The organism is Comamonas sp. C11, assembly GCF_024496285.1.
In the GTDB taxonomy this organism is placed as follows: Bacteria; Pseudomonadota; Gammaproteobacteria; order Burkholderiales; family Burkholderiaceae_C; genus Comamonas; species Comamonas testosteroni_F.
On sequence record NZ_CP101743.1, the window covers coordinates 140,807 to 165,224 of the forward strand.

Here is a 24,418-nt window from a genome sequence, read left to right on the forward strand (position 1 = left end):
ATCGATGTATCTACCTGGAAGCCGCCCATGGAACTGCGCCAGCTGCGCTACTTTGTCGACATTGCCAAGACCGAGCACCTGACGACCTCGGCGCGCAACCTGTTCGTGACCCAGTCCACGCTGTCGCACGGGCTGCGCCAGCTGGAGGAGGAACTGGGCATGGTGCTGTTCGAGCGCATAGGCCGTGGGCTCAAGCTCTCGCAGGCCGGCGTGGTGTTCCGCAACTATGCCGAGCGCGCACTGCACGAGATCGAGGCCGGGCGCATGGCGCTGGCCGATCTCAGCGAGCTGCAGACCGGCACCCTTACCCTGGGCGTGATCCCCACTTTTCTCAACACCCTGGTCGCGCCAGCCGTGGCGGCCTTCACGCGAGCCTATCCCAAGGTCAACGTGGTGGTGCGCGAGCTGCTGGCGCCGCCCGTGGAGGCCGGCCTGCTCGACGGCAGCCTGGACCTGGGCGTGAGCTTTCATCCGCCGCAGCGCACCGAACTCGAGGCCCTGCCGCTGTTCGATGAACGCATGATGCTGCTGGTCAATCCCTCGCATGCGCTGGCCGGGCGGCGCACGCTGGCGGTCAAGTCTCTGGCCGGCGTGCCGCTGGCGCTGCTGCCGCGCAGCTTCTACACGCGCGGCCTGATCGACAACGGCCTGCGCGATGCGGGCGTCACGCCCAGCCTGCGCGTGGAAATGGGCTCGGTGGAATCGCTGATCGCGCTGTGCCGCTGGGGCGACATGGCCACCATCGTGCCCGAGCGCGCGGCCCAGCAGGCCAGCGATATGGTGGCCATACATCTGGTGGGCCCGCAGTTGGTGCGCACGGCCGGACTGCTGTGGCGTCGCGGCAGCCATTACAGCGCCGCGGCGCGCGAGTTCGCGGCGCTGCTGGCGCCCGCGGCGCGCGCCAGCCTGGGACGAGAAGCCTAGCGCTGCGGTCAGCGGCCCGCGGGCTGCCTGCCCATGAGCTCCACAAAGCGCCGTGTGGCCAGACCTTGCGGGCGCTCCTTGGACCAGACCCAGTCCACGAACAAGGTCGTGCCGTTGCTGATGTTGAGCACGGGAATTTCCATCAGCGCACCGCTGCCGATATGCGACTCCACCAGGCCCTTGGGCAGCCAGCCCCAGGCCAGACCTGCACCTATCAGCGAAAGCGCTGCCTGGTGGCTGTCCGTGCGCCAGAGCTGGCGCGCAAACACAAAGCGCGGGTCTGTCTGCTGTGGGTCGCGGCTGGCCACCAGCACCTGACGCGTGGCAGCCAACTGCTCCACCGTGAGCTGTGGCCGTGTGGTGCGGCCCTGCTCATGCTCGGCCAGCGCCTGCTGCCAGAGCTCGAACTGCGGCGACATCACGGCCACCAGCGTCTCGCGGCCCATTTCCTGGAAGCCCTCGCGCCCGTCAATGGCGGGCCGCTCGAACACCAGGGCCAGATGGGCGCGGCCTGCATGCAAAAGCTCCAGCGCATCTGACTGGGGAGCTGCCAGCACCTCAATGGGCAGCGCAGGAAACTCGTGCACCAGCCGGTTCAGCGGTTCGCTCCAGTGCGTGGCCAGCAGTTCGGGGGCGATGGCCAGCGTCAGCCTTTCCTCCAGACCCGCATGCAGCGCCTGAGCCTGCCAGTTCAGCAACTGCAACTGCTCGGCCAGCAGGCGTGCCTGCGGCTCGAGCGCGCGGGCGGCGGCACTGGGCACGGGTTCGCGTCCGCTGCGGTCGAACAGCTGCAGGTCCAGCTCGGCCTCCAGCTGGGCAATGGCCATGCTGACGGCCGAGGGCACACGCCCCAGCTTGCGTGCAGCCGCCGAAAAGGTGCCGGCATCCAGCACGGCAAGAAACAGCGGAACCTGGTCGGCGCTAAAGGGCATGGTGTCGATCTGTCAGAAAAATTGAAAGGAACTGACTTTTATCTTCAGTTTATAGAACATACACTGCAGCCCATGTCTCAACAAGCCTCAGCGATGGCATCCGCTTCTTCCTCTGCCGTTTCTCTCAGAAATACCGCCGCTTTTGCCACCCCCGCCAAGGCCAAAGGTCTTCAAGGTCCCAAACGTCGCATCCTCTACGTGGGTCTGTACGAAATCATTGCCATCATCGTCTCCAGCCTGATCTTCATGGCCATCGGCCAGAAGGCCGGCGATTCCGGCGTCATGGCCGTGGCTGCCTCGGTGATCGCGATCTGCTGGAATCTGAGCTTCAACCACCTGTTCGAAAAATGGGAATCGCGCCAGAGCGTCAAGGGCCGTTCCCTGATGCGCCGCGTGGTGCATGCCATCGGTTTCGAAGGCGGCATCGCCGCCATGCTGATTCCGCTGATGGCCTGGTGGTTCGGCATCTCGCTGTGGGAAGCTGCAGTGATGGAAGCCGGCCTGCTGGTGTTCTTCATGGTCTACACCTTTGCCTTCAACTGGGCCTTTGACCGCATCTTCGGGCTGCCGGCTTCGGCCCAGGCCGTGGCTGCATGATTTGAGCCGCACAAGCCTCTGACGCTTGCCCTGAAAGCGCAAGCAACCATGAAAAAAGCGTGTTCCCGTCTACCGGGAACACGCTTTTTTTGCCTTATGCAGCGGTCAGCGAAGAATGCTGAGCATGGCCTGCAGCACAAAGGCGTTGATGATGTCGATGAAGAAGGCTCCGACCAGGGGCACGATCAGAAAGGCCTTGTGCGACGGGCCGTACTGGTTGGTGATGGCCTGCATATTGGCAACGGCCGTGGGTGTGGCGCCCATGCCGAAACCGCAGTGGCCGGCAGCCAGCACGGCGGCGTCATAGTTCTTGCCCATGATGCGGAAGGTCACGAAGGCCGCATACAGCGTCATGACGATGGCCTGCGCGGCCAGGATGACCATCAGCGGGCCGGCCAGGTCGGTCAGCTCCCACAGCTTGAGCGAGAGCAGCGCGATGGCCAGATAGATGGACAGTGCGGCATTGCCGAAGACGTCGATGGCGCGGTCAAAGACCTTGAAGCCGAACATATAGTCCAGCACGTTGCGTATGACCACGCCGCCGCCCAGCGCCCAGACAAAGGTAGGCAGCTGGATGACCGTTCCCATGGTCAGGCCGGTCATGAATTCGGCAAAAGCCAGGCAACCCGCGAAGAGGGCCAGCGTCTCCACCGCCGCATCGGCCGTGATCAGGCGCGGAGCCTTGTTGGGCGACTCGAAGTTGGCGACCTCGCTGCCTTCGCTCACGGCGGGCGCATCGGCGCGCAGCTGTTCGGACTCGGTCAGCGGCTGGGCCAGCTGATGGCGCGTGATCAGCCGCTTGGCCAGCGGGCCGCCCACCAGGCCGCCGATGATCAGGCCAAAAGTGGCGCAGGCAATGCCCAGGGTGGTGGCTCCCGTGAGACCGTATTGGTTTTCCAGCACCGAGCCCCAGGCTCCGGCCGTACCGTGACCGCCCACCAGCGTGATGGAGCCCGCGACCAGGCCGATCAACGGGTCCAGTCCCAGCACGGTGGCCAGGCTTACGCCCACGATGTTCTGCATCATGATGAAGACGGCAATCACGCCCAGGAAAATGAACAGCGCCGAGCCGCCCTCACGCAGCTTCGCGAAGTTCGCGCTCAGGCCGATGGACGAGAAGAACACCAGCATGAACGCCGACTGCAGACTGCCCTCGAAGCTCAGCGCCAGTCCCGTGGTCTGATGCAGCATGAAGATGATGGCCGCCACGACCAGGCCGCCGGAGACAGGCTCGGGAATATTGAAGTCGCGCAGAAAGCGGATATGTCTTGTCATGAGCTTGCCAAGCATGAGCACAAGCACGGCCATGATGAGGGTGTAGTACGCGCCGAAGGTCACGTTCATGAAGATCTCCTGGGTGTTCCGTTCCATGCGATGGCTGAATGGCCAGCCCGGTCATGGCTGGCAATCGGCTGTGCACGGCTGAGCACATGGACCAGACATTTGCTGCCGATGGTGCCAAAGACTCAAAGATAGGGGCTGTAGGTGCTTGTCCACTCATGGCAGGCGGGCCCGTCGGTGCCGGGCTGCCTGAGAGCCGGAAAGCGGTGCGCGCCATTCCTTGCGGATGCGCACCATGTCGGGAATATGCTTGAAATGAGATGGTTGCATTCGTGTTTTGCGAAATTACCTTTTGCCCTGCTCCTGTTTTTGGGGCGTGGAAAGTCGAATCTGCTATAGCCATTCGCAAAGAGCTCGCCTGCACAGCCACGGGGCAAAGCGCCTTGAAGCCCCGATTGCCCGCCCTCGCCGTAGAATGACGGGCTTCACCCCGAGGAGCGCTGCAGCAGGTCATCCCTGAGATGTTTGACCCGTCAGGCTCGGGGTCGCAGATCCGGTTGACGATCTGCCTGCACTCCCAACGGCGCTCACCTGTTTTCGATTCTGTTTCTGGTTTTCACACAGGTGAGCTGATGTCCGCTGCTACCCCTTCCACTGTCATTCCTCCCATGCGTCTGTCGGGCCTGGAGCCCGTCTTCATCGGCGATGAGACGCTGTTCGTCAACGTGGGCGAGCGCACCAACGTCACCGGCTCCAAGGCCTTTGCGCGTCTGATCCTCAACGAACAGTATGAAGAAGCGCTGGCCGTGGCGCGCCAGCAGGTGGAAAACGGCGCCCAGGTGATCGATGTGAACATGGATGAGGCCATGCTGGACAGCAAGGCCGCCATGGTGCGCTTTCTGAACCTGATTGCCTCCGAGCCCGATATCGCCAAGGTTCCGGTGATGGTGGACAGCTCCAAGTGGGACGTGATCGAAGCCGGCCTGCGCTGCCTGCAGGGCAAGGGCATCGTCAATTCGATCTCCATGAAAGAGGGCGTCGAGGAGTTCAAGAAGCACGCCAAGCTGGTCAAGCGCTATGGCGCGGCCGCCGTGGTGATGGCGTTTGACGAAAAAGGCCAGGCCGACACCTTTGCGCGAAAGATCGAGATCTGCGAACGCGCCTACCGCATTCTGGTCGATGAAGTGGGCTTCCCGCCCGAGGACATCATCTTCGACCCCAACATCTTTGCCGTGGCCACCGGCATCGAAGAGCACAACAACTACGGCGTCGATTTCATCGAGGCCGTACGCTGGATCAAGCAGAACCTGCCCGGTGCCAAGGTCTCGGGCGGCGTCTCCAACGTGAGCTTCTCCTTCCGCGGCAACGACCCCGTGCGCGAGGCCATCCACACCGTGTTCCTCTATCACGCGATCGGGGCAGGCATGGACATGGGCATCGTCAATGCCGGCATGGTCGGTGTGTATGACGACCTGGAGCCCCAGCTGCGCGAACGCGTGGAGGATGTGGTGCTCAACCGCCGCCCCGATGCGGCCGAGCGTCTGCTGGAGATCGCCGACAGCGCCAAGGGTGCGGCCAAGGACGACAGCAAGAAGCTCGAGTGGCGCGGCACGGCCGAGGCACCGAAGACGGTTGGCGAGCGTCTGTCGCACGCCCTGGTGCACGGCATCACCGACTTCATCACCGAAGACACCGAAGAGGCCTACCAGCAGATCGTGGTGCAGGGCGGCGGCCGCCCGCTGCACGTGATCGAAGGCCCGCTCATGGACGGCATGAATATCGTCGGCGACCTGTTCGGTGCCGGCAAGATGTTCCTGCCCCAGGTGGTCAAGTCCGCGCGCGTGATGAAGCAGGCCGTGGCCCACCTGGTGCCCTATATCGAGGAAGAGAAGCGCCAGCAGGAAGCGGCGGGCCTGGACGTGACCAGCAAGGGCAAGATCGTCATCGCCACCGTCAAGGGCGACGTGCACGACATCGGCAAGAACATCGTCACCGTGGTCCTGCAGTGCAACAACTTCGAAGTCATCAACATGGGCGTGATGGTGCCTTGCCACGAGATCCTGGCCAGGGCCAAGGCCGAGGGCGCGGACATCATCGGCCTGTCGGGCCTGATCACTCCGAGTCTCGAGGAGATGCAGTATGTGGCCGGCGAGATGGACAAGGACGACTACTTCCGCATCAAGAAGATTCCGTTGCTGATCGGCGGTGCGACCTGCTCGCGCGTGCATACGGCCGTGAAGATTGCGCCCAAGTACGACGGCCCCGTGGTCTATGTGCCCGATGCCTCGCGCTCGGTCAGCGTGGCGCAGAGCCTGCTGGGCGAAGGCAAGCAGGCCTATCTGGACGAGCTGAGCGCCGACTACGACAAGGTGCGCACCCAGCATGCCAACAAGAAGAAGACGCCGCTGTGGACGCTGGAGCAGGCCCGTGCCAATGCCGCCGTGGTGAGCCACGCCCCCGTGGTGCCGCGCAGCCTGGGCCGCCGTGTGTTCAAGAACTTCGACCTGGCCGAAATTGCCCAGTACATCGACTGGGGCCCGTTCTTCCAGACCTGGGATCTGGCGGGGCCGTACCCAGCCATCCTCGACGATGAGGTCGTGGGCGTGGAGGCGCGCAAGGTGCTGGCCGATGCCAAGCTGATGCTGCAGAAAATCATCGACGGCCGCTGGCTGCAGGCCAATGGCGTGATGGGCCTGTTCCCGGCCAATCGCGTGGGCGACGACATCGTGTTCTACACCGACGAGTCGCGCAGCCAGGTGCTGACCACCTGGTACGGCATGCGCCAGCAGACCGAGAAGCAGGCCGTGGGCGGCCCGGATGGCCGGCCCGTGATGCGCCCCAGCCGCTGCCTGGCCGATTTTGTGGCCAGCAGGGAGTCGGGCATTGCCGACTATGCCGGCCTGTTTGCCGTGACCGCCGGCATCGGCGCCGAAAAGAAGGACAAGGAATTCGAAGCCGCGCTGGACGACTACAGCGGCATCATGTTCAAGGCCCTGGCCGACCGACTGGCCGAAGCCTTTGCCGAATGCCTGCACCAGCGCGTGCGCAAGGATCTGTGGGGCTATGCCGAAGACGAGAACCTGAGCAACGAGGAACTCATCAAGGAAGCCTACAAGGGCATCCGTCCTGCGCCCGGCTATCCTGCCTGCCCCGATCACACGGCCAAGATCGAGCTGTTCAAGGCGCTGCAGGCCGATGAGATCGGCATGACGCTGACCGAGAGCCTGGCCATGAACCCGGCATCCAGCGTGAGCGGCTTCTATATCGGAAACCCCGAGGCCAGCTACTTCAACGTGGGCCAGATCGGCGAAGACCAGCTCGCTGATATGGCTCAGCGACGTGGTATGGATATCGAGGAGCTGCGCCGCTATCTGGCGCCGAATCTGGGCTGAACCAGCTTCAAGCTCGTACTTCGCAAATGAAAAAGCCAGGGTCGACCCTGGCTTTTTGGTTTGGAGCACGTCGCTCAGAGGCGCTGCTTGAGCACGGGCGCCAGCGTGGCACGCAGCCGGTCGCCGGGCTCCTCGGTCCCGGTCGCACGGATTTCCAGCGAGCGCTCCACCATGCCTATATGTTCCAGCAGCAGCGCCTTGGCACCCTCGGTGTCGCCGCGTTCCAGGGCGGCCACGATGCGCTCGTGCTCGGCGCAGGACTGGCTGGCACTGTGCGTGGACTGATAGAGCGTGGCAGCCAGGGTGGTGCGCGCCGTCAGATCGCGCAGCGTGTCGGCCAGCAGCCGGTGACCCATCTGTTCGGCCAGGCAGACATGGAAATCTGCAAGCAGGAAGGAACGCGTGGCGTTGTCCGCCCCGGCGATGGCTTTCTGCTCCTGGGCGATATGGCGGCGCAGCCTGGTGATGACGCGCTGCAGCGGCTTGCCGGCCTCCTGCAATATGCCGGTCTCGATGATCCGCCGGGCAGAGAACGCGTCCATGGCCTCGGCAGCCGAGGGCTGGACCACGTACCAGCCCCTGCGGGCCTGGACCTGGACAAAGCCCCGGGCCTGCAGCTGCATCAGCGCTTCGCGCACCACGGTGCGGCTGACGTCGAAGTTGTTGGCCAGCTCCTGCTCTCCCAGTCGTTCGCCGGGTGCCAGTTTCTGGGCCAGGATGGCTTCGACGACGCGTTCCGCGATGTGCTGTGGAGAGGCAGGAGTCATTGCTTGGTTCAGTGGCTGGAGTGAGGGATGGGGACTACGACAGGCGGCACGATAGCAGATGCATGGTCTTCTTCTTCGGTCAGTGGCTCGGCCTTGCCGTCAAGTACCGCATGGGCACGCTCGCGGTCGATGTCGCCTTCCCAGGCGGCGATGGCCACGGTGGCCACGCAGTTGCCGATCAGATTGCCCAGAGCGCGTGCAATGCCCATGAACCAGTCCACCGACAGCACCAGCACCAGGCCGATCGCAGGGATGGCGGGGATGGCATGCAGGGTGGCGGCCAGCACCACGATGGCCGAGCCCGGCACGCCGTGCGCACCCTTGGAGGTCACCAGCGCGATGGCCAGAATGGTCAGCAGGTCGGACATGCTGATGGGGGTGTTGGTGGCCTGGGCGATGAAGACCGCTGCCAGCGTGATGTAGATGGAGAATGCGTCCAGGTTGAAGGAGTAGCCGGTGGGAATCACCAGGCCCACGGTGGAGTCGCGCACACCCATGTTGCGCAGCTTGGCCATGATCTGGGGCAGCACGCTGTCGGAGGAGGTGGTCGCAAAGACGATGGTCAGTTCCTCACGCAGATAGCGCAGCAGCTTGATCAGACTGAAGCCCGACAGGCGCATCACCAGGCCCAGCACCACGAACACGAAGAGCAGTACCGAGACGTAGAACAGCGCCACCAGCATGCCCAGCTGCTTGAGCGAGCCTATGCCGTACTGACCCACGGTGAAGGAGATGGCGCCCAGCACGCCCAGCGGTGCCAGCTTGATGATGATGCCCATGACCTTGAACAGGGCCATGGACAAGGTGTCCACCAGCTCGGAAACGGGCTTGCCGCGCTCACCCAGCATGGTCAGCGCGCAGCCGAACAGCACGGCGAACAGCAGCACCTGCAGGACGTCGCCCTTGGCGAATGCTTCCACCACGGTGGTGGGAATGAGCTTCATCAGGAAGTCCACCGTGCCGCCGCTGGTCAGCTTGTCGGCATTGCTGGCATAGGCCGCCATGGCCGAGGCGTCGAGCTTGCTGGTGTCCACGTTCATGCCCACGCCAGGCTCGAAGACAAAGGCCAGCACCAGGCCCATGCCCAATGCGATGGTGGTCAGCACCTCGAAATAGATCAGGGCCTTGACGCCCACGCGGCCTACGCGCTTGAGGTCGCCCGCGCCGGCAATGCCGTGCACGACCACGCAGAACACCAGTATGGGGATGATCATCTTGATGAGCTTGATGAAGCCATCGCCCAGGGGTTTGAGTTTCACGGCCCATTCAGGGGCCAGTAGTCCGGCGAGCACACCCAGTATGAGTGCGATCACCACCTGTCCGAACAATGATCTGACAAAGCGGCGCATAGTCGTCTTTCGCAAGTTGTGGAATCTTGTATGCAAGTTGACTGCAACTTGCATACAAGAATGTAGGCAAGCGAAAGGCGTGCCAGCAGAGGGTATTCCTGCAGATTTGTGTAAATCAGGGGAGGATCAGCCCTGACTTTCACGTATGAAATAAAAGGGCGTTCCGCCTTGGTGCGAGAGGGGCCGCCGGCGTGCACGCACGTGGTGCGTGGGCTTTGGGCATGCCCAAAGCCAGGGCATGGCGCTTACAGCAGCGGGCTCAGCGCGCCCAGCAGGTTGTCCCAGATGCGCTTCCACCAGGGAGCCGAATGCACCTGTGCCAGCGTCACCACATCGGATTCGCTGAGATAGCTTTGCTGGCGCTGCCGGATAGCCTGGGTGGTGGCTTCGTCGTGCAGCAATACATTGTTTTCGAAGTTCAGGTCAAAGCTGCGCAGATCCAGATTCGTGGAGCCGATCAGGCTGACCGAGCCGTCCAGGCACAGGGTCTTGGCATGCAGCAGGCCGGGGCGGAATTCGTGGATATGGACGCCAGCGCTCAGCAGCCGCCAGTAATGGCTGCGGCTGACGGCGCCGACGATCCATGAGTCATTGCGGGCGGGCAGGATCAGCGTGACCTTCACCTGGCGCAGCGCGGCGGCGCACAAGGCATCTAGCACCGTGCTGTCGGGCACGAAGTAGGGGGTGGAGATCACGACCTCGCGCTGCGCGCAGGCCAGCAGGCTGGCAACCAGCTGGGGTGTTGAGCGTGCTCTTTCCGTCGGCCCTTCGGCAATCGCAACGGCATGGAAGCCGTCGTCAGCGGCAGTGCGGGCCTCGGCCTCGATTGCCGGTGGTGCAAAGCTCGCATCGGACTGCGCCCAGTCGCTGGCAAAGGCCTGCTGCATCTGCATGACCACAGGTCCCTGCAGGCGCAGCATGATGTCCACCCAGGGGGCATAGCGAGCCTTGATGTGAAAGCCTTCGTCGGCGCAGTTCTGGCTGCCGCAATAGTTGATCCTGCCGTCTATGAGCGTGATCTTGCGGTGGTTGCGCAGGTCTATGCGGCTGGTCAGCATGACCTTGAGCAGATTGCTGATGGGAAGGGCAATCGCCAGATGTACGCCGGCCTGCCGCATCTGCTGCCACAGTGGCGAGCGCGTCAGTGCGCGCGATCCCAGTCCGTCGACCATGGCACGGCAGGTCACGCCGCGCTGTGCGGCACGCATCAGGGCATGGGCCACATCGGTGCCGGTGCCGTCGTCCAGCCAGATGTAGTACAGCACGTTGATATCGTGGCGCGCGGCATCCATATCGGCGAGCATCTGCGAACGGGCATGTGCACCATCGCGCATCAGCTCGGCCCTGTGGCCGGGCAGCGGCGCAAAGCCATTGATGGACGAGGCATAGCGGAAGGCCGGCAGCCATTGATCGGCCATGGTCGGAAGTGCCTGCGGGCTGCGGCCGGCATCGGTCGCGGCGCCGCTGCGGGACTGGCAGAACTCGCGCACATTGAGTCTTCTGCGGCCGGGCACGCGGCCCAGGGCCACCTCGCCAAACAGGTAGTACAGCAGGCAGCTCACATAGGGCAGCAGCACGATGACCATGAGCCAGGCCAGTCGCACATCGGGCCGCATGTCTCTGCGCAGCAGGATGCGCAGGCCGAAGCCGGCAATCAGCAACACATGAAGAGTCAGCAGCAGCCAGGTCATGAATCAGTGCAGCAACGATGGACCTTGTCGAGCATAACGGGCTCTGCCCCAAGCACAAGCTGCAAGCCCTGATTCATATGCAATGAGCTCGAACTCTTTGATGAAAAAGTGCGGATTGCTATCATTAGTGTAGCGGCAGAGCATCGGCATGGCACTGGCATGGAACCTGCTTCCTTTTCTTGTCAAAGCAAACAAGCAGGGGGGAGTGCATGGAAATGGTGCCATTGACTGCCATCGACAAGGCAGATACCGGTTGGGTCATGGTCGCGTCGGCGCTGGTCTTGCTGATGACCTTGCCGGGTATCTCCCTGTTCTATGCGGGGCTGGTACGTCGCAAGAATGTGGTCAACACCATGGTGGCCGTGTTCGCTGTGGCCTGTGTGGTGACCCTGACTTGGTTCGGCCTGGGCTACTCGCTCGCGTTTACCGCCGAGTCTCCCTGGCTCGGCAATCTGGGACGCGCCTGGTTCGCCTCACTGCACTTTGATGGCCGGCGCAGCGTGATCTCGGTCAGCCATCTGGCGCCGCATCTGCCCGAAGCGGCCTATGCTCTGTTCCAGGCTGCATTCGCCATCATCACCACCTCGCTGATCGTGGGGGCCGTGGTCGAGCGCATGCGCTTTGCGGCCCTGCTGGTGTTTGCCGCGCTGTGGAGCGTTCTCGTCTATGCCCCGGTGGCGCACTGGGTGTGGGAGAGCGGTGGCTGGCTGAACCAGCTGGGCGCGCTGGACTTTGCCGGCGGTGCCGTGGTGCATGTGAACGCAGGTGTGGCGGCACTGGTCTGTGCCTTCATGATGGGGCGCAGGCGTGGCTATGGCACCGAGCCTTTCGAGCCGCACAGCCTGGGCTGGACGGCCATGGGCACTGCGCTGCTGCTGTTCGGCTGGTTCGGCTTCAACGCCGGATCGGCCCTGTCCGCCGACGGTCGTGCAGCGCTGGCCTTTGTGGTCACGCTGGTGGCGGCCTCGGCTGCGGGGCTGGCATGGATGGTGGTGGAGTGGCTGGTGCGCGGCGCTCCGACCTTGCTGGGCCTGCTCTCGGGCATGGTGGGTGGACTGGTGGCCATCACTCCTGCCGCCGGTTTCGTGCAGGTGGGCAGTGCGGTGTGGATAGGCCTGATTGCGGGCGCTGTCTGCTTCTGGGGCGCAACCTGGCTCAAGCGCCGGCTGGGGGCCGACGACTCGCTCGATGTCTTCGGCGTGCATGGCGTGGGCGGCATTGCCGGCTCCATCCTCACGGCGGTGTTTGCCGACCCTCTGATCGCGGGTACGAGTGCCACGGTGCTGAATCAGCTGATTGCGGTGGCAGCCGTGGCTGCCTACAGCGCCGCGGCCACGGCCGGGGTGCTGGTGCTGATCCGTCTGCTGATGCCGTTGCGGGTGGATGCCGTGCAGGAAATGGAAGGCCTGGATATCAGCCTGCATCTGGAGCGTCAGCACTAGTGATCCATCAAAGACAGGAGCGGTGTATGGAGGACAGCGAGCGAGTGGCGGTGGCCGCACATCTGCATGTGGTGTTGCGCCGCAAGACGGGCCGGGTGACCGATACCGAATGGATGGCCTGCAACCAGGCCTATGCACAGGCCATGGTGGCTTTTGCGCTGGAGCACGCGAGAGAGCAACAGGACGAGGAGCTGGCGCGCCTGGCCCGACGTCTGCAGGACAGCTGGAGCGGCGACAAGCCCCGGCATGCAGCGCCTGCCGAGACCGCACAGAGCGATAGCTCGGTCACCACCAAGGCCGCCGAGATACTGCGCACCTCGGCACGCTATATCGGCGGGCTGCGCTGAGGCACAAGCCGAACCGAGGGCGGTACGGCTTGGTGCCACGGATCACAATGCCTGCGATCCGTGGCAGTCCGCTGCAGCAGGCTGTGCCGGCAACGAGCCAGGCCTATTGCTTTTTCAGCTCGGCAATATAGGCATCGCGGGCCTTCACGCCATCGGCCGTGAAGTCGGTGAACACGCCGTCAATGCCCAGGCGGTAGTAAGCCAGGTATTCCTGCAGCGGGTCGCCCTTGAAGATGCCTGCGAGCCGGCTGGCCTCGCTGCGGAAGGTAAAGCTGTGCACCACCAGGCCGGCCTTGTGCGCATTGGCGATCAGGCCGGTGTCCTTGAGCGTGTTGACGTCCTTGAGGCCTGCGCCGTCCTTGTAGGGAACGACGGAATGGGCCAGCACCTGGGGCTTCCAGGGACCGATGCCGTCGGCATAGGTCTTGATCTCGGCCAGGCCTGCCGGCGTCTGCATGACCGCGAAGGTGCGCGCATCGCCGGCCAGCGTCCAGCTATAGGGGCGGCCGCTGATGAAGGTCCATTCGTCGGCGGTGATATAGCCTACGGAGCCATCCTTGAAGTTGTAGTCGTTGCCATCGATCAGCTGCACCCCCTTGGCCTGCATGCCCGCCTTGCGCAGATACTTCAGGCTGTCGGGGTCGAAGCTCTGGATGTAGATGGGCGCTTCCTTGCGGTTGAGATTGTTCCTGTCCAGCAGCGCCATCACGGCGTCTTCGAAGGGGTGGTCACCCGTTCCGCAGCTGTTGGCAATGGCCTGCTGGTTGTTCCAGTAAGGGTTCTTGGTCTCGGCGTAGACGGCAATCGTGCGGCCTGCCGCCTTGCCCTTGGCGAGTGCGATATCGATCACATCCTGTGCGCTGATCAGTGGCAGCCTGCCATTCCATTCGCTGGGGCGATCGGCCCGGTTGTCCAGCGTGGTGCCGCCAAACAGCGTGCGCAGCTCATGCAGGGTGAAGTCCGAGATGGACCAGTCGCCGGTGTGGTCCTCGCCATCGACCACCAGAGCCTGCAGCACCGACTTCTGATTGTTCGGGTCGATGCGGTCGCTCAGGTACTGCGCGGGGCCGTTGGCGGCAATGGCCGGGTACTTCACGTTGACCAGCACGCCGGGCGTGTTGCGCTTGCGGCCCGCCACATAGGCATTGATCTTGGCGACCTCGGCGATATTGGTGCTGTCGCTGAGCCAGGCGTTGTGGCGTGCCACCAGCTGGCAGTCGCGGCTCAGGTGCATGTCCAGCTCGATCATGTCGGCACCGGCATCGATGGCTTTCTCATACGCCATCTGTGTCTGCTCGGGGTACAGCCCCGAATAGCCGCGGTGGGCGATGACCTGGGGCTGCTTGCCGTCCAGCGTCAGAAACTGCGGCGCAGGTGCCGGCGTCGGACCGTCTCCACCGCCACAGGCACTCAGGGCAAGGGCGGCAAGCAAGGTCAGAGCAAAGACGGGGTGGCGGGTATGGGACATGGTTTCAGGCATGGATGGAGATCGCCTCATGCTTGCGGTTGTTGATGACGGTTGTGTGACCGTGCCCTCAGAGCGTGTTCAGCTCCGAAGCACAGGGCTGCGGCCGATACAGCCCCAGCTTCCTGGCGACGCAATCGGCATTCTTGTCGCCGCGGCCCGAGAGGTTGACGAGGATGTGCTGCTCCTTGGCCACATAGCCGGCAGAGTCCTTCACCGGTGTGCCGGCGCTGAGCATCTCGCCCTGGCTGACGGTCTGCAGCCCGCCGTGGAATTGCTTGTCGATGGACATGCGGCCGAGGCCGATGCCGTCGCTGTCCTGTGCATGGGTGGCCAGCGGGCGTAGCTGTACTTCAAAGAATCCGGTGATCTTTGGCATGTCTGGGCTCCTGAGGCATAAAAAAGCGCGATGCACCAGCTCCAGCCGCGCATGAAACTGCGCGGGCAGCGCGATCCACTCGTGGGCCTCGGGTTGCAGGCCATAGGCCTGGTCGAGCGCCGCCCAGCCCGTGGGGATGGCACTGGACCGCGACTATGCCATGCCAGCGTCTGGCCACACGGCGGCGGCTACCGATGGCGGCCGCCGTGCGTGGGCTTGCGCGGCAGTGGAGGTGGCGGAATGGTGGAGCATGATGAATACTGTTAATTTATGCAGTATTCATCAAAACTCCAAGTAACAGCAATACGGCGATCCGGGTCTGGGTTATTTCCCGGTTTTGACAGATTGGCGCCGCCATCCTAAATTGCGTGGCGTGTGCTTCATTGGTGTTCAATGCGAGGCGCCCCACTAGGAGAGCGGCAAACGCTCCCTCAATCCGTCGAGGATTGCATGATTACCTTGAACGTAAATGGGCGCTCGCGCCGTCTGGATGTGGCGGCGGACACGCCGTTGCTGTGGGTTCTGAGGGATTACCTGGGTTTCACCGGCACCAAGTTCGGCTGCGGAGCGGGCCTGTGCGGCGCCTGCACGGTGCATGTGGATGGCAAGGCCGTGCGCTCGTGCATCACACCGGTGTCGGTCGTGGCCAAGGCCCGCATCACCACCATCGAAGGGCTTTCCAGCGACAACACGCACCCGTTGCAGCAGGCCTGGATTGCCGAGCAGGTGCCGCAGTGCGGCTACTGCCAGTCGGGCATGCTCATGGCCGCGGCCGCGCTGCTCAAGGATAAGCCCCAGCCCACCAAGGCGGAGATCGCCGAGGCGATGACCAATGTGTGCCGCTGCGGCACCTATCCGCGGGTGGAGCACGCCATTTTGCGTGCCGCCAAGGCTTGAGGAGGGCGCCATCATGCAAGCATTGCAAGTGGATCGCCGCGACTTCCTCAAGGCCGGCGGCGCGGCGGCCAGCCTGGTGCTGGGCTTCAAGCTGCCGATTGCTGCCGCCAAGGGCCAGCCGGCCCGCGACCCGGATGACATCAACGCCTGGCTGCGCATCGCGCCCGATGGCACCGTCACCATCATGGTGCCCTCGGCCGAGATCGGGCAGGGCGTGTACACCTCGGCGCCGATGCTGATCGCCGAGGAGCTGGAGTGTGACTGGCGGCAGGTGCGCGCGCAGATCGCGCCGACCGACCCGGTGTATGCCAACCGCATGTTCAAGGTGCAGGCCACGGCCAGCAGCACCTCGTCGCGCTGGTCTTTCGAGCCGCTGCGCCGCATAGGCGCGGCAGCGCGCCTGATGCTGGTGGAGGCCGCCGCGCGCGAGTGGCGGGTGGATGCGGCCGGATGCACCGCCGTGCGAGGCCGCGTGCTGCACGCTGCCAGCGGCCGCAGCCTGGGCTATGGCGAGCTGGCGCCCAAGGCGGCGCAACTGCCGCGGCCCGATGTGGCCAGGATCGTGCTCAAGGCCCGGCCCGAGTGGCGGCTCATCGGCCAGCCGGTGCAGCGGCTGGACATTCCGCTCAAGACCAATGGCAGCGCGGTCTTCGGTGTGGATGTGAAGGTGGGCGGCATGCTCATCGGCACCGTGGCCGCCTGCCCGGTGCGCGGAGGCAGGCTCAAGCCCTTCGACGACAAGCCCGCGCTGGCGGTGAAGGGCGTGCACAAGGTGGTGCCGCTGGCTGGCAGCGCCGTGGCCGTGCTGGGCGAGAGCTACTGGCCGGCCAGACAGGGGCTGGCCAGGCTGCAGCTCGACTGGCAACTGCCCGAGGGCCCGCTGGTGGACAGCAAGGCCATGCTGGCCCAGCTGCGCGGCGCAGCGGCGCAGACCGATACCGTGGCGAAGCGCACAGGCGACCCCGAGGCCGCGCTGCGCGAGGCTGCACAGCGCGTGGAAGCAGAGTACGAGGTGCCGTACCTGGCCCACGCGACCCTGGAGCCGATCAACGCCACCGCCGACGTGCGCGCCGACCGTGCGGAGATCTGGGGCCCCACGCAGGTCTGCGGCGAGATTGCCGAGCGCCTGGCACCGCACCTGGGCCTGCCGGCCGAGCGCATCGCGGTGCACTCCACCTTCGTGGGTGGGGGCTTCGGGCGGCGCGAGGAGTTCGACGTCTTTATCCAGGCTGCGCTGGCCTCGCAGGCGGCCAGGCGCCCGGTCAAGCTGATCTGGTCGCGCGAGGAGGACATCCAGCAAGACTTCTACCGCCCGGCAGCCGCTGCGCGCTTCGCGGCCGTGCTGGGCGAGGGCGGCAGCGTGCAGGCGCTGGAGGCCCGGCTGGCCTGCTCGTCGATCTACATCCGCAACTTCCCCGACCGGGTGAAGAACGGCGTTGACCCGAAATCGGTGGAGGGTGTGGTCGATGTGCCCTATGCGCTGCCACATTTCGGCGTGCGCTATGCCATGGTCAACAGCGCGATACCGGCGGGCTTCTGGCGCGGCGTGGGCTACACGCAGAACTGCTTTTTCTTCGAAAGCTTCATCGACGAGCTGGCCCATCAGGCCAGGCGCAATCCGCTGGACTTCCGCCTCGCGCTGCTGAAAGACCAGCCCCGCCATGCCGGGCTGCTGCGGCGCCTGGCGAGCCGCGCGGGCTGGGGGCAGGCGCCTTCGCCATCGGGTGGGGACCGCCACCTGGGTCTGGCGCTGTCCGAGGCCTGGGGCTCGATCTGCGGCACGGCGGTGGAACTGTCGGTGAAAGACAAGCGCATCACCATCCACCGCGTGGTCTGCGTGGTGGATTGCGGCACCGTCATCAACCCGGCCACGGTGCAGCGTCAGCTGGAGGGCGCCACCATCTGGGGCCTCGCTGCCGCCGCCTTTGGCGAGATCAGCATCGAGCAGGGCAAGGTGCTGCAGTCCAACTTCCACGATTACCCGATGCTGCACCTGGCGCAGACGCCGCCGATAGAGACCGAGCTGATCGAGAGCGGCGCCAAGATCGGCGGTGTGGGCGAGTCGGGCGTGCCGCCGCTGGCGCCAGCGCTGGCCAATGCGCTGTTTGCCGCCACGGGCGAGCGGCTGCGTTCGCTGCCGCTGTCGCGCCATGGCTATACGCTGGCCTGAGCGTTATTGCCGGTGTTCCGGCATCAGCGACGAGTGGTGGCTGACGATCAGCCACTGCGTGCCGTCCCAGCGATAGGCGCAGCCGCCGAGGGCCAGGCATGATGCAGCCAAGGTCAATTCCCGAGGGGCTGGCATGGTGTATTCCTTTGTGTTCCAGGTGCGTGGGAGCAGCGGAATACCCCAGGGCGTAGCAGATTCGAAATCGTAAAAATGTTGGCCATCGTCAATGCGGATAGCCATTTTGCCGCCACGGGCGAGCGGCTGCGTTTGCTGCTGCGCCGTGGCTATGTGCTGGCAAAGCCAGCAGGGGCTTACAGGCCGAGCACCCGGGCCACGTAGTCGGCATCCTTGTCGCCGCGGCCCGAGAGGTTGACGAGGATGTGCTGCTCCTTGGGCAGCGTGGGCGCCACCCGCATGGCCCAGGCCACGGCGTGCGCACTTTCCAGAGCCGGGATGATGCCCTCCACACGCGACAGCGTCATGAAGGCATTCAGGCATTCCTTGTCGTCCACGGACTGGTAGTCCACGCGCCCTGTATCCTTGAGATAGCTGTGCTGCGGGCCCACGCCGGGGTAGTCCAGGCCCGAGGCAATGCTGTGTACGGCGGCGGGCGTGCCGTCGGCGTTCTCCAGCACATAGCACTTCATGCCGTGAATCTCGCCGGGCTTGCCAACCGACAGCGTGGCGGCATGGCGGCCGGGCTTATCCACGCCCTCACCGGCAGGCTCCACGCCCACCAGATGCACGGACGCGTCATCCAGGAAGGCCGTGAAGATGCCCATGGCATTGCTGCCTCCGCCCACGCAGGCTGCCACATGGTCGGGCAGCTTGCCGTGCCGGGCCTGGAACTGCTCGCGTGCCTCACGGCCGACGATGGACTGGAAGTCCCGCACCATCATGGGAAATGGGTGTGGGCCGACCACCGAGCCAATCGCGTAAATGGTGTTGACGGGGTCTTGCAGATAGACCTCGAAGGCGCTGTCCACGGCCTCCTTCAGCGTGGCTGCGCCGCGCGTGACGGGCACCAGATTGCAGCCCAGAATGCGCATCTTGGTGACGTTGGGGTGTTCCTTCTCGATATCCACCTGACCCATGTGAATCTCGCAGGGAATGCCCACCAGCGCACAGGCCGTGGCCAGGGCCACGCCATGCTGGCCGGCGCCGGTTTCGGCGATGACTTTTTTCTTGCCCATGAACTTGGCCAGCAGCGCCTCGCCCAGGCAGTGGTTGATCTTGTGGGCACCCGTGTGATTCAGATCCTCGCGCTTGAGATGGATCTGCGCGCCGCCCAGTTGATCGGACAGGCGCCGGGCGTGAAAGATGGGGCTGGGTCGGCCCACATAGTCGGCAAACAGTGCGGCCAGCTCGTCCTGGAAATCCTGGCGTTTGACGATCTCTTCATAGGCAGCGGCAATCTCGTCCATGCATTGCTTGAGCTCGGGCGGTACGAGCTGGCCGCCGTAGGGGCCGAAGAAGCCTTGCGCATCGGGCATGGCCTGGGGGTTCTGGGTCATGGCTTGTCTCCTTGGTGTGTGGTGCAGCGAAGCTGCATTCATAGCACACGGCGGGCTCAAGGCGCTTGCAGGCAAGTCCGGATGGAATCAGTACAGAAATGAACGCAGCCCTCAAGATGAAAGCGCTGACAGCTATTGTTTTGATATTGGCGGCAACCTGCCCCTGCTCTGAAACACAATAGCAACATGAAAGCCAGCTCAGCCCGCGACATTGTCTTTGCCCATGCTCTGGAAACCGCAGCTCCACACGAGGCGCTGCCCACGGCCGAGCGTTGCACTGCCATCACGCAGGAGTGCCTGCACGCCCAGGGCAAGACCAAGGGTGGCGGTCGTGCAGCGTTCGAGAGTTTTCTGCTGGAGCGGGCACAACGCGTGATCGCCGCAGCGCAGCTGCCTGCCGACATACGGGTGATGGCCCGGCAGCGCGCCGGTATTTCGCGCTGGATGGTGCTGGCCGTGATGGCAGCGGCATTTGCGCTGGGCTTTGCGGGTCATGCGATCACGGACCCGCATCGTGTGGATCTGCTCTCGGCCTCACTGATCGGCATCGTGCTGTGGAATCTGCTGGTCTATGTGCTGTTGCTGCTGTCCTGGCTGCGCGGTCTTGTTCGGCGCAGGCAAGCAGTGATTGAACCGCTGGTGCCTGAGACAGGTCAGGACGCTGCGCTGCAGCAGCCCGTGGCAGCACCCGGCGGCTGGCTGCAAAAGCTGCAGATGAAGAAGTGGAGTGTTTCGCGCGGCACGGGGCTGCGCAAGATGGCGCTGAACTTCGAGCGCAACTGGTGGCAGGTCAACCAGAGACCGCGCCATGCGCAATGGCTCATGTGTCTGCATCTGGGAGCTGCCATGCTGGCGCTGGGAGCGCTGGCATCGCTATGGATCACCGGGCTCACCAAGGCTTATCAAGTGGGCTGGGAGAGCACTTTTCTCTCGCCGTCTGCCGTGCAGACCTGTTTGAACCTGCTGTTTGCTCCGGTGCAGCATCTGCTGGGCCTGGCGCCGTGGGGTCTGGCGCAGATCCAGGCGTTGCAGGGTTGGTCGGCCGGTGATGCCGCAGATGCGGGGCCGCGCTGGGTGCAGCTCTACAGCTGGCTGCTGGGATTGATGGTGGTGGCGCCGCGCCTGCTTCTGGCGCTGTGGCAAGGTGCCAGGGTCTGGTGGTTGAGCGAGCATCTGGCCTTGCCGCTGCAGCAGCCTTATTTCCAGAAGCTGCAGCGTGACTGGGCGGGACGCGCCACGGCGCTGCTGGTGCAGCCCTACAGCCTGGACATCACGCCCGAGCGCGAGGCCGCTCTGCGCAACCATGTGGCGCAGAGCTACGGCGCTGGTGCGCAGCTTGAGCTGCTGCCTGTGCTGGCCTATGGCTCGCCCTTGCCGGACGCTTCGGCTGTTGATGCACAGCAGGTGCTGCTGCTCAATCTGGCTGCCACGCCGGAGGCGGAAATTCATGGCGTGCTGCTGGCGCAGGCATTGAACCGCTGGGGCGCGCAGACCGATGTGTGGCTATGGGCGGCGGATTTTCGTGCGCGCAACAGCGGTGCCCCGGCGCGAGTGCAGGAGCGCGAGCAGCTGTGGCGGGAATTTGTGCGCGGCGCGGGCCTGAACGCGACCCTGGTGCCCGGCGCAGGAGTGTGATGATGAGTGAGAACAATGAGCTGGCTCTGAGTGACAGCAGCATTCAGTGGTGTCTGCTGTCGCACACCAATATCGGCAAGACCACGCTGACCCGTACGCTGATGGCCGACGATGTCGGCGAGATTGACGACGCAGCCCATGTGACCACGCAGTCACAGCGCTATCTGCTTCAGAAAACGCAGCAGGGCGATGAGCTGTGGCTCTGGGATACACCGGGTTTCGGCGACTCCGTGCGGCTTTATGAGCGCCTGCGGCAGCAGGGCAATCCGCTGGGCTGGTTTCTCAGCAATGTCTGGGATCGTTGGCGCGACAGGCCTTTTTACCTGAGCCAGCGTGCCTTGCTTGCTGCGCGCGATCATGCGGATGTGATGCTCTATCTCGTCAACGCGGCAGAAGACCCGGCCGATGCAGGCTACTGGAGCGCCGAGATGAACATCCTGGCCTGGATGAACAAGCCGGTCATCGTGCTTCTCAACCAGATCGGCAGCGACACCACCGCAGAGCAGACACAGGAAGATTTGCGGCGCTGGCAGCAGGCGACGCAAAGCTTTCAAAGCGTGGTGCGCGATGTGCTGGTGCTGGACGCCTTCACGCGCAGCTGGTGGCATGAACGCAAGATGATGCAGAGCATTGCGCCATTGTTGCCTAGCTCCAAACAGTCTGCCTATCAGCGCCTGCTGGAACAGCGAGCTTTGCTGCAGCAGCAGCGAGAACAGGCGAGCCTGGCGGTCATGGCAGATCAGTTGCTGGCTGCGGCAGGTCTGCATGAAAAGCTCGATCCCGAGCAAGGCAAGCTGCTGGCGCGTGCCTGGAAAAGCCTGAGCCAACTCACCGCCAAGCTGGGCAAATCGGCAGAGGATGAAGAGCGGCTCGGAGCGCAAGCCAAGGCAGCCGTTCAGCGGCTGATGCAGGCTTTGCGTCAGGCCGATGTGCAGGCCACCCAGCGCTTGCTCGAGATTCATGGACTCGACGGTCAGGCGGCCAGTCAGATTCAGGAGCAATTGCGCAGCCAGCTTCAGATCACCACGCCTGTGGATGCGCAGGCGGCCAGCTTGTGGGGGGCGTTGACTGCCGGTGCGGCCACAGGACTGGGGGCCGATCTGATGGCAGGAGGCTTGACGCTGGGTGCCGGTGCCCTGGTGGGGGCGCTGTTGGGGGCGATAACCTTTGGGGGAGCGGCCTGGGGAGCGAACAAGATGTTCGACCAGGAGCAGCAGAGCTTTCAGCTTTCGACCGATTATCTGAACGTCGCAGCGAGTCAGGTATTGCTCAAGTACCTGCTGATCTCGCATTTCGGCCGTGGTCGCGGTCGCTACACCAGCCCTGCTGCGCCCCGTCAATGGAGCGAGCTGACCCAGGGCACGGTGCAGACATATGCTGCGCAATGGGCGGCGCTCTGGGCGCAGCTGCGCGAAGCACATGCCGCAGGGGCGGCTGCCGATGCGCACAGAGTCGCCATGATGGAGCTGCTCTCGCAAAGCCTGCAGCAGATCATGGCCGATCTCTATCCGGGGCTGAACGCAGAGTCCGGTGTCAGAGACGGGGAAAGCGCACCGTAAACAGGGCACCGCCACGCTCGGACACGCCGGCGCTGACGGTCCCGCCCTGTGAAGTCACCAGTGCCTTGACGATGGACAGGCCCAGACCCGAGCCTTCCCGGCGGCGCTTGCCGGGAGTCTGGGCAAAGCGCTGGAAGGGGTGGGCCTGAACTTCGTCGGCAAGGCCGGGCCCCGCATCGCCCACTTCCAGGGTCACCCATGACTGGTTCTGGTGGTCGGAGGTCGTATGCACTCTGATGCTCAGCCAGTGGCCGCTGCTGGCATGACGCAACACGTTGCCGATCAGGTTGGTGGTGATCTGGCGCAAGCGATCGACGTCGGCTTTGATGTCGGTGCTGCCATCGCCGTCCTGCATGGGCAGATCCAGTGACAGCGCCATGTCCAGCTTTTGCAGCTGCGGGTGCAAGTCCTCGACGACATCGCCGACCAGTGCGGCAAGGTCTATGCGTTCCTTGCGCAGGGACAGTTGTCCTGCATCGGCCATGGACAGGGTGTGCAGATCGCCGACCAGCCGGCCCAGATGCTCGACCTGGGCCAGCAGCGTCTTCATCTCGGCCTGGCTGGAGTCGATGACGCCGTCGCAGATCGCGTGCAGGCGAGCCTGCAACACCGTCAAGGGGGTGCGCAGCTCATGGGAGATGGAGGCGGCCGTGGCCAGGCGCTCTGCTTCCAGCGTCTCCAGCGAATCGACCATGCCGTTGAAGGCATCGATCATCTCGGCCATCTCGCCATGGGCGTTGCCCTTGACGGCTCTGGAGGCCAGATCGCCACGCTCCACGCGCGCAGCCACTTCCACCATGGAGGCCAGCGGACTGGTGATGCGTCGCGAAATCCAGAAGCCCACGGCCATGCCGAAAGGCAGGCTGACAGTCAGGCCGATGACCAGCGACCATTTCTCGCCAAACAGGCGGTCGCCTTCCCAGTACTCGGAGTAGATCTGCAAGGCTCTGGGGCTGTCCTCCAGGTCCTGGGACTTCAGCGCTTCCAGCTCGGTTCTGACGGAGCCTGGCAGGTGGCGGTAGAACTCGCGGTACTGCAGCTCGGAAAACGCAAGCACGCCAATCGCCAGGGAGGCAATGGCCAGCAGCACGGCCGCCGTGATCCACAGACCAAAGCGGACCCAGATGCGGTTCAGTCCCAGGGCCATAGACGATAGCCAATACCGCGCACGGTCTCGATCAGTCCGTCCTGGCCGGCCAGTTGCAGCTTGCGGCGCAGTTTGGAGAGATGGGAGTCGATCACCCGCTCCAGCGCATCGCTTTCCGGCAGGCAGTTCTCAATCAGGTAGGCACGTGAGAAGCAGCGGCGTGGCTGGGCCGCCAGGCATGCCAGCAGACGGAATTCCGTGAGCGTCAGTGCCAGAGGCACGGCCTGGCCCGCATCGTCATAGACGGCTGCGCTGTGGGCTTCCACGTCGATTTCTATGGGGCCGACGCGTATGGGGGCGGCTACCGGCGCAGGCTTGGCCTGGGTGCGGCGCAGCACGGCACGCACCCGGGCCACCACCTCGGGAGGGTTGAAAGGCTTGACCACATAGTCGTCAGCTCCCAGGCGCAGTGCCAGCAGCTTGTCCACATCGTCTGCCAGGGCCGTCACCATGATGACGGGGACATCGCTGTCATTGCGAATCATGCGCAGCACATCAACGCCATCGACCTTGGGCAGATGAATGTCTAGCAGCACCAGGTCCGGGCGCAGTTGGCGAAAGCTCTGCAGGGCTTCCTCGCCGTCTTGCGCCATGCGGATGCGCAGGCCGTCGCGCTCCAGATAGGCACTGAGAATGCCCGCAATTCCGGGTTCGTCTTCGACGACAAGCACCATGGGCGTGGAAGCAGGTTGAGCAAAAGTAGTCATGGTTTTGTGTGCAGCAAAGTCATGCATCTGCTGGACTCCCTGAAACTTGTTATCTGCACATTATGTGCGTTGCCGCTGCAATAGCCGAATGGCGACGGCTCTCCATAATTCCTACATAAACCCTGCAATCTGGCGAAAGCTTGCTGCCGTTCAATGGAGAGGATGGAAAGCTGTTTCTGCTTTCTGCAGGTTCCCGGGGTACAACCTAAAGCTTGAGCCAACT

The 24,418-nt window shown here is 64.1% G+C and carries 19 protein-coding genes, 1 pseudogene and 1 riboswitch; of the genes and pseudogenes, 9 read left to right on the plus strand and 11 right to left on the minus strand.

Going from position 1 to position 24,418, the window contains the following annotated elements:
* Positions 1-27: 27 nt before the first annotated feature.
* Complete coding sequence (locus NOX35_RS00630; RefSeq protein WP_182285224.1) at positions 28-924, plus strand: LysR substrate-binding domain-containing protein; 897 nt, start codon at positions 28-30, stop codon at positions 922-924.
* Between the two features lie 8 nt (positions 925-932).
* Here NOX35_RS00630 and NOX35_RS00635 read toward each other — a convergent pair whose 3' ends face one another.
* The gene (locus NOX35_RS00635; protein WP_182285225.1) at positions 933-1,856 is read right to left on the minus strand and encodes a LysR family transcriptional regulator; all 924 of its coding nucleotides are present in this window, start codon (positions 1,854-1,856) and stop codon (positions 933-935) included.
* 93 nt (positions 1,857-1,949) lie between these two features.
* Here NOX35_RS00635 and NOX35_RS00640 point away from each other — a divergent pair, with 93 nt between their 5' ends.
* Positions 1,950-2,453 carry a PACE efflux transporter gene (locus NOX35_RS00640; protein WP_256495385.1) on the plus strand — a complete coding sequence of 168 codons (504 nt, stop codon included), beginning with the start codon at positions 1,950-1,952 and terminating at the stop codon, positions 2,451-2,453.
* Between the two features lie 105 nt (positions 2,454-2,558).
* Here NOX35_RS00640 and gltS read toward each other — a convergent pair whose 3' ends face one another.
* Positions 2,559-3,797 (minus strand): sodium/glutamate symporter, encoded by a 1,239-nt coding sequence (gene gltS / locus NOX35_RS00645; RefSeq protein WP_256496970.1) that lies wholly within the window; start codon positions 3,795-3,797, stop codon positions 2,559-2,561.
* A 423-nt stretch (positions 3,798-4,220) separates the two neighbouring features.
* Positions 4,221-4,330: riboswitch (S-adenosyl-L-homocysteine riboswitch) on the plus strand.
* Between the two features lie 36 nt (positions 4,331-4,366).
* Between gltS and metH the strand changes: the two genes are divergently transcribed.
* Positions 4,367-7,126 (plus strand): methionine synthase, encoded by a 2,760-nt coding sequence (gene metH / locus NOX35_RS00650; RefSeq protein WP_256495386.1) that lies wholly within the window; start codon positions 4,367-4,369, stop codon positions 7,124-7,126.
* A gap of 74 nt (positions 7,127-7,200) precedes the next feature.
* On the opposite strand, the gene NOX35_RS00655 is transcribed toward metH, so the two are convergent.
* The 3 genes from NOX35_RS00655 to cls form a co-directional block, all read right to left on the minus strand.
* Positions 7,201-7,893 (minus strand): GntR family transcriptional regulator, encoded by a 693-nt coding sequence (locus tag NOX35_RS00655; RefSeq protein ID WP_182285229.1) that lies wholly within the window; start codon positions 7,891-7,893, stop codon positions 7,201-7,203.
* Between the two features lie 8 nt (positions 7,894-7,901).
* Positions 7,902-9,242: a C4-dicarboxylate transporter DctA gene (locus NOX35_RS00660; RefSeq protein WP_256496870.1), complete on the minus strand. Its 1,341-nt coding sequence runs from the start codon at positions 9,240-9,242 to the stop codon at positions 7,902-7,904.
* A 245-nt stretch (positions 9,243-9,487) separates the two neighbouring features.
* Positions 9,488-10,933: a cardiolipin synthase gene (cls, locus tag NOX35_RS00665; protein WP_182285230.1), complete on the minus strand. Its 1,446-nt coding sequence runs from the start codon at positions 10,931-10,933 to the stop codon at positions 9,488-9,490.
* Between the two features lie 209 nt (positions 10,934-11,142).
* On the opposite strand from cls, the gene NOX35_RS00670 reads away from it, so the two are divergent.
* Both NOX35_RS00670 and NOX35_RS00675 read left to right on the plus strand, forming a co-directional pair.
* Positions 11,143-12,375 (plus strand): ammonium transporter, encoded by a 1,233-nt coding sequence (locus NOX35_RS00670; RefSeq protein ID WP_256495387.1) that lies wholly within the window; start codon positions 11,143-11,145, stop codon positions 12,373-12,375.
* Positions 12,376-12,401: 26 nt separating this feature from the next.
* Positions 12,402-12,722 (plus strand): hypothetical protein, encoded by a 321-nt coding sequence (locus NOX35_RS00675; protein ID WP_003071883.1) that lies wholly within the window; start codon positions 12,402-12,404, stop codon positions 12,720-12,722.
* A gap of 103 nt (positions 12,723-12,825) precedes the next feature.
* Here NOX35_RS00675 and NOX35_RS00680 read toward each other — a convergent pair whose 3' ends face one another.
* Both NOX35_RS00680 and NOX35_RS28740 read right to left on the minus strand, forming a co-directional pair.
* The gene (locus tag NOX35_RS00680) at positions 12,826-14,202 is read right to left on the minus strand and encodes a glycerophosphodiester phosphodiesterase family protein (RefSeq protein ID WP_256495389.1); all 1,377 of its coding nucleotides are present in this window, start codon (positions 14,200-14,202) and stop codon (positions 12,826-12,828) included.
* Between the two features lie 178 nt (positions 14,203-14,380).
* A pseudogene (locus NOX35_RS28740) lies at positions 14,381-14,566 on the minus strand (DUF3224 domain-containing protein); the annotation flags it as partial.
* Between the two features lie 453 nt (positions 14,567-15,019).
* Here NOX35_RS28740 and NOX35_RS00690 point away from each other — a divergent pair.
* A complete protein-coding gene (locus tag NOX35_RS00690) occupies positions 15,020-15,463 on the plus strand; it encodes a (2Fe-2S)-binding protein (RefSeq protein ID WP_371878535.1) in 444 nt (147 codons plus the stop codon).
* A gap of 13 nt (positions 15,464-15,476) precedes the next feature.
* Positions 15,477-17,633 carry a molybdopterin cofactor-binding domain-containing protein gene (locus NOX35_RS00695; protein ID WP_182285234.1) on the plus strand — a complete coding sequence of 719 codons (2,157 nt, stop codon included), beginning with the start codon at positions 15,477-15,479 and terminating at the stop codon, positions 17,631-17,633.
* A gap of 3 nt (positions 17,634-17,636) precedes the next feature.
* On the opposite strand, the gene NOX35_RS00700 is transcribed toward NOX35_RS00695, so the two are convergent.
* Both NOX35_RS00700 and trpB read right to left on the minus strand, forming a co-directional pair.
* Complete coding sequence (locus NOX35_RS00700; protein ID WP_182285235.1) at positions 17,637-17,873, minus strand: hypothetical protein; 237 nt, start codon at positions 17,871-17,873, stop codon at positions 17,637-17,639.
* A 71-nt stretch (positions 17,874-17,944) separates the two neighbouring features.
* On the minus strand, positions 17,945-19,147 hold the full coding sequence (gene trpB, locus NOX35_RS00705; protein WP_182285236.1) for a tryptophan synthase subunit beta: 1,203 nt from the start codon (positions 19,145-19,147) through the stop codon (positions 17,945-17,947).
* A gap of 186 nt (positions 19,148-19,333) precedes the next feature.
* On the opposite strand from trpB, the gene NOX35_RS00710 reads away from it, so the two are divergent.
* Complete coding sequence (locus NOX35_RS00710; protein WP_256495390.1) at positions 19,334-20,782, plus strand: DUF2868 domain-containing protein; 1,449 nt, start codon at positions 19,334-19,336, stop codon at positions 20,780-20,782.
* Between the two features lie 2 nt (positions 20,783-20,784).
* Entirely contained in the window at positions 20,785-22,341 is a 1,557-nt protein-coding gene (locus tag NOX35_RS00715; protein WP_256495391.1) for a DUF3482 domain-containing protein, read from the plus strand.
* Here the strand turns inward: NOX35_RS00715 and NOX35_RS00720 are convergent.
* Together NOX35_RS00720 and NOX35_RS00725 are read right to left on the minus strand one after the other, a co-directional pair.
* Positions 22,316-23,488: a cell wall metabolism sensor histidine kinase WalK gene (locus tag NOX35_RS00720; protein WP_256495392.1), complete on the minus strand. Its 1,173-nt coding sequence runs from the start codon at positions 23,486-23,488 to the stop codon at positions 22,316-22,318. The two genes, NOX35_RS00715 and NOX35_RS00720, sit on opposite strands and share 26 nt — an antisense overlap.
* Positions 23,473-24,222 carry a response regulator gene (locus tag NOX35_RS00725; protein WP_371878509.1) on the minus strand — a complete coding sequence of 250 codons (750 nt, stop codon included), beginning with the start codon at positions 24,220-24,222 and terminating at the stop codon, positions 23,473-23,475. Before NOX35_RS00725 ends, NOX35_RS00720 begins: the two co-directional genes overlap by 16 nt.
* Between the last annotated feature and the right edge of the window lie 196 nt (positions 24,223-24,418).

Bases quoted from the DNA above. Each gene is read 5' to 3' on its own strand.
- NOX35_RS00630 (WP_182285224.1), top strand. From the start codon at position 28: ATGGAACTGCGCCAGCTGCGCTACTTTGTCGACATTGCCAAGACCGAG.
- NOX35_RS00635 (WP_182285225.1), bottom strand. From the start codon at position 1,856: ATGCCCTTTAGCGCCGACCAGGTTCCGCTGTTTCTTGCCGTGCTGGAT.
- NOX35_RS00640 (WP_256495385.1), top strand. From the start codon at position 1,950: ATGGCATCCGCTTCTTCCTCTGCCGTTTCTCTCAGAAATACCGCCGCT.
- gltS (WP_256496970.1), bottom strand. From the start codon at position 3,797: ATGAACGTGACCTTCGGCGCGTACTACACCCTCATCATGGCCGTGCTT.
- metH (WP_256495386.1), top strand. From the start codon at position 4,367: ATGTCCGCTGCTACCCCTTCCACTGTCATTCCTCCCATGCGTCTGTCG.
- NOX35_RS00655 (WP_182285229.1), bottom strand. From the start codon at position 7,893: ATGACTCCTGCCTCTCCACAGCACATCGCGGAACGCGTCGTCGAAGCC.
- NOX35_RS00660 (WP_256496870.1), bottom strand. From the start codon at position 9,242: ATGCGCCGCTTTGTCAGATCATTGTTCGGACAGGTGGTGATCGCACTC.
- cls (WP_182285230.1), bottom strand. From the start codon at position 10,933: ATGACCTGGCTGCTGCTGACTCTTCATGTGTTGCTGATTGCCGGCTTC.
- NOX35_RS00670 (WP_256495387.1), top strand. From the start codon at position 11,143: ATGGAAATGGTGCCATTGACTGCCATCGACAAGGCAGATACCGGTTGG.
- NOX35_RS00675 (WP_003071883.1), top strand. From the start codon at position 12,402: ATGGAGGACAGCGAGCGAGTGGCGGTGGCCGCACATCTGCATGTGGTG.
- NOX35_RS00680 (WP_256495389.1), bottom strand. From the start codon at position 14,202: ATGCCTGAAACCATGTCCCATACCCGCCACCCCGTCTTTGCTCTGACC.
- NOX35_RS00695 (WP_182285234.1), top strand. From the start codon at position 15,477: ATGCAAGCATTGCAAGTGGATCGCCGCGACTTCCTCAAGGCCGGCGGC.
- NOX35_RS00700 (WP_182285235.1), bottom strand. From the start codon at position 17,873: ATGGCTATCCGCATTGACGATGGCCAACATTTTTACGATTTCGAATCT.
- trpB (WP_182285236.1), bottom strand. From the start codon at position 19,147: ATGACCCAGAACCCCCAGGCCATGCCCGATGCGCAAGGCTTCTTCGGC.
- NOX35_RS00710 (WP_256495390.1), top strand. From the start codon at position 19,334: ATGAAAGCCAGCTCAGCCCGCGACATTGTCTTTGCCCATGCTCTGGAA.
- NOX35_RS00715 (WP_256495391.1), top strand. From the start codon at position 20,785: ATGAGTGAGAACAATGAGCTGGCTCTGAGTGACAGCAGCATTCAGTGG.
- NOX35_RS00720 (WP_256495392.1), bottom strand. From the start codon at position 23,488: ATGGCCCTGGGACTGAACCGCATCTGGGTCCGCTTTGGTCTGTGGATC.
- NOX35_RS00725 (WP_371878509.1), bottom strand. From the start codon at position 24,222: ATGCATGACTTTGCTGCACACAAAACCATGACTACTTTTGCTCAACCT.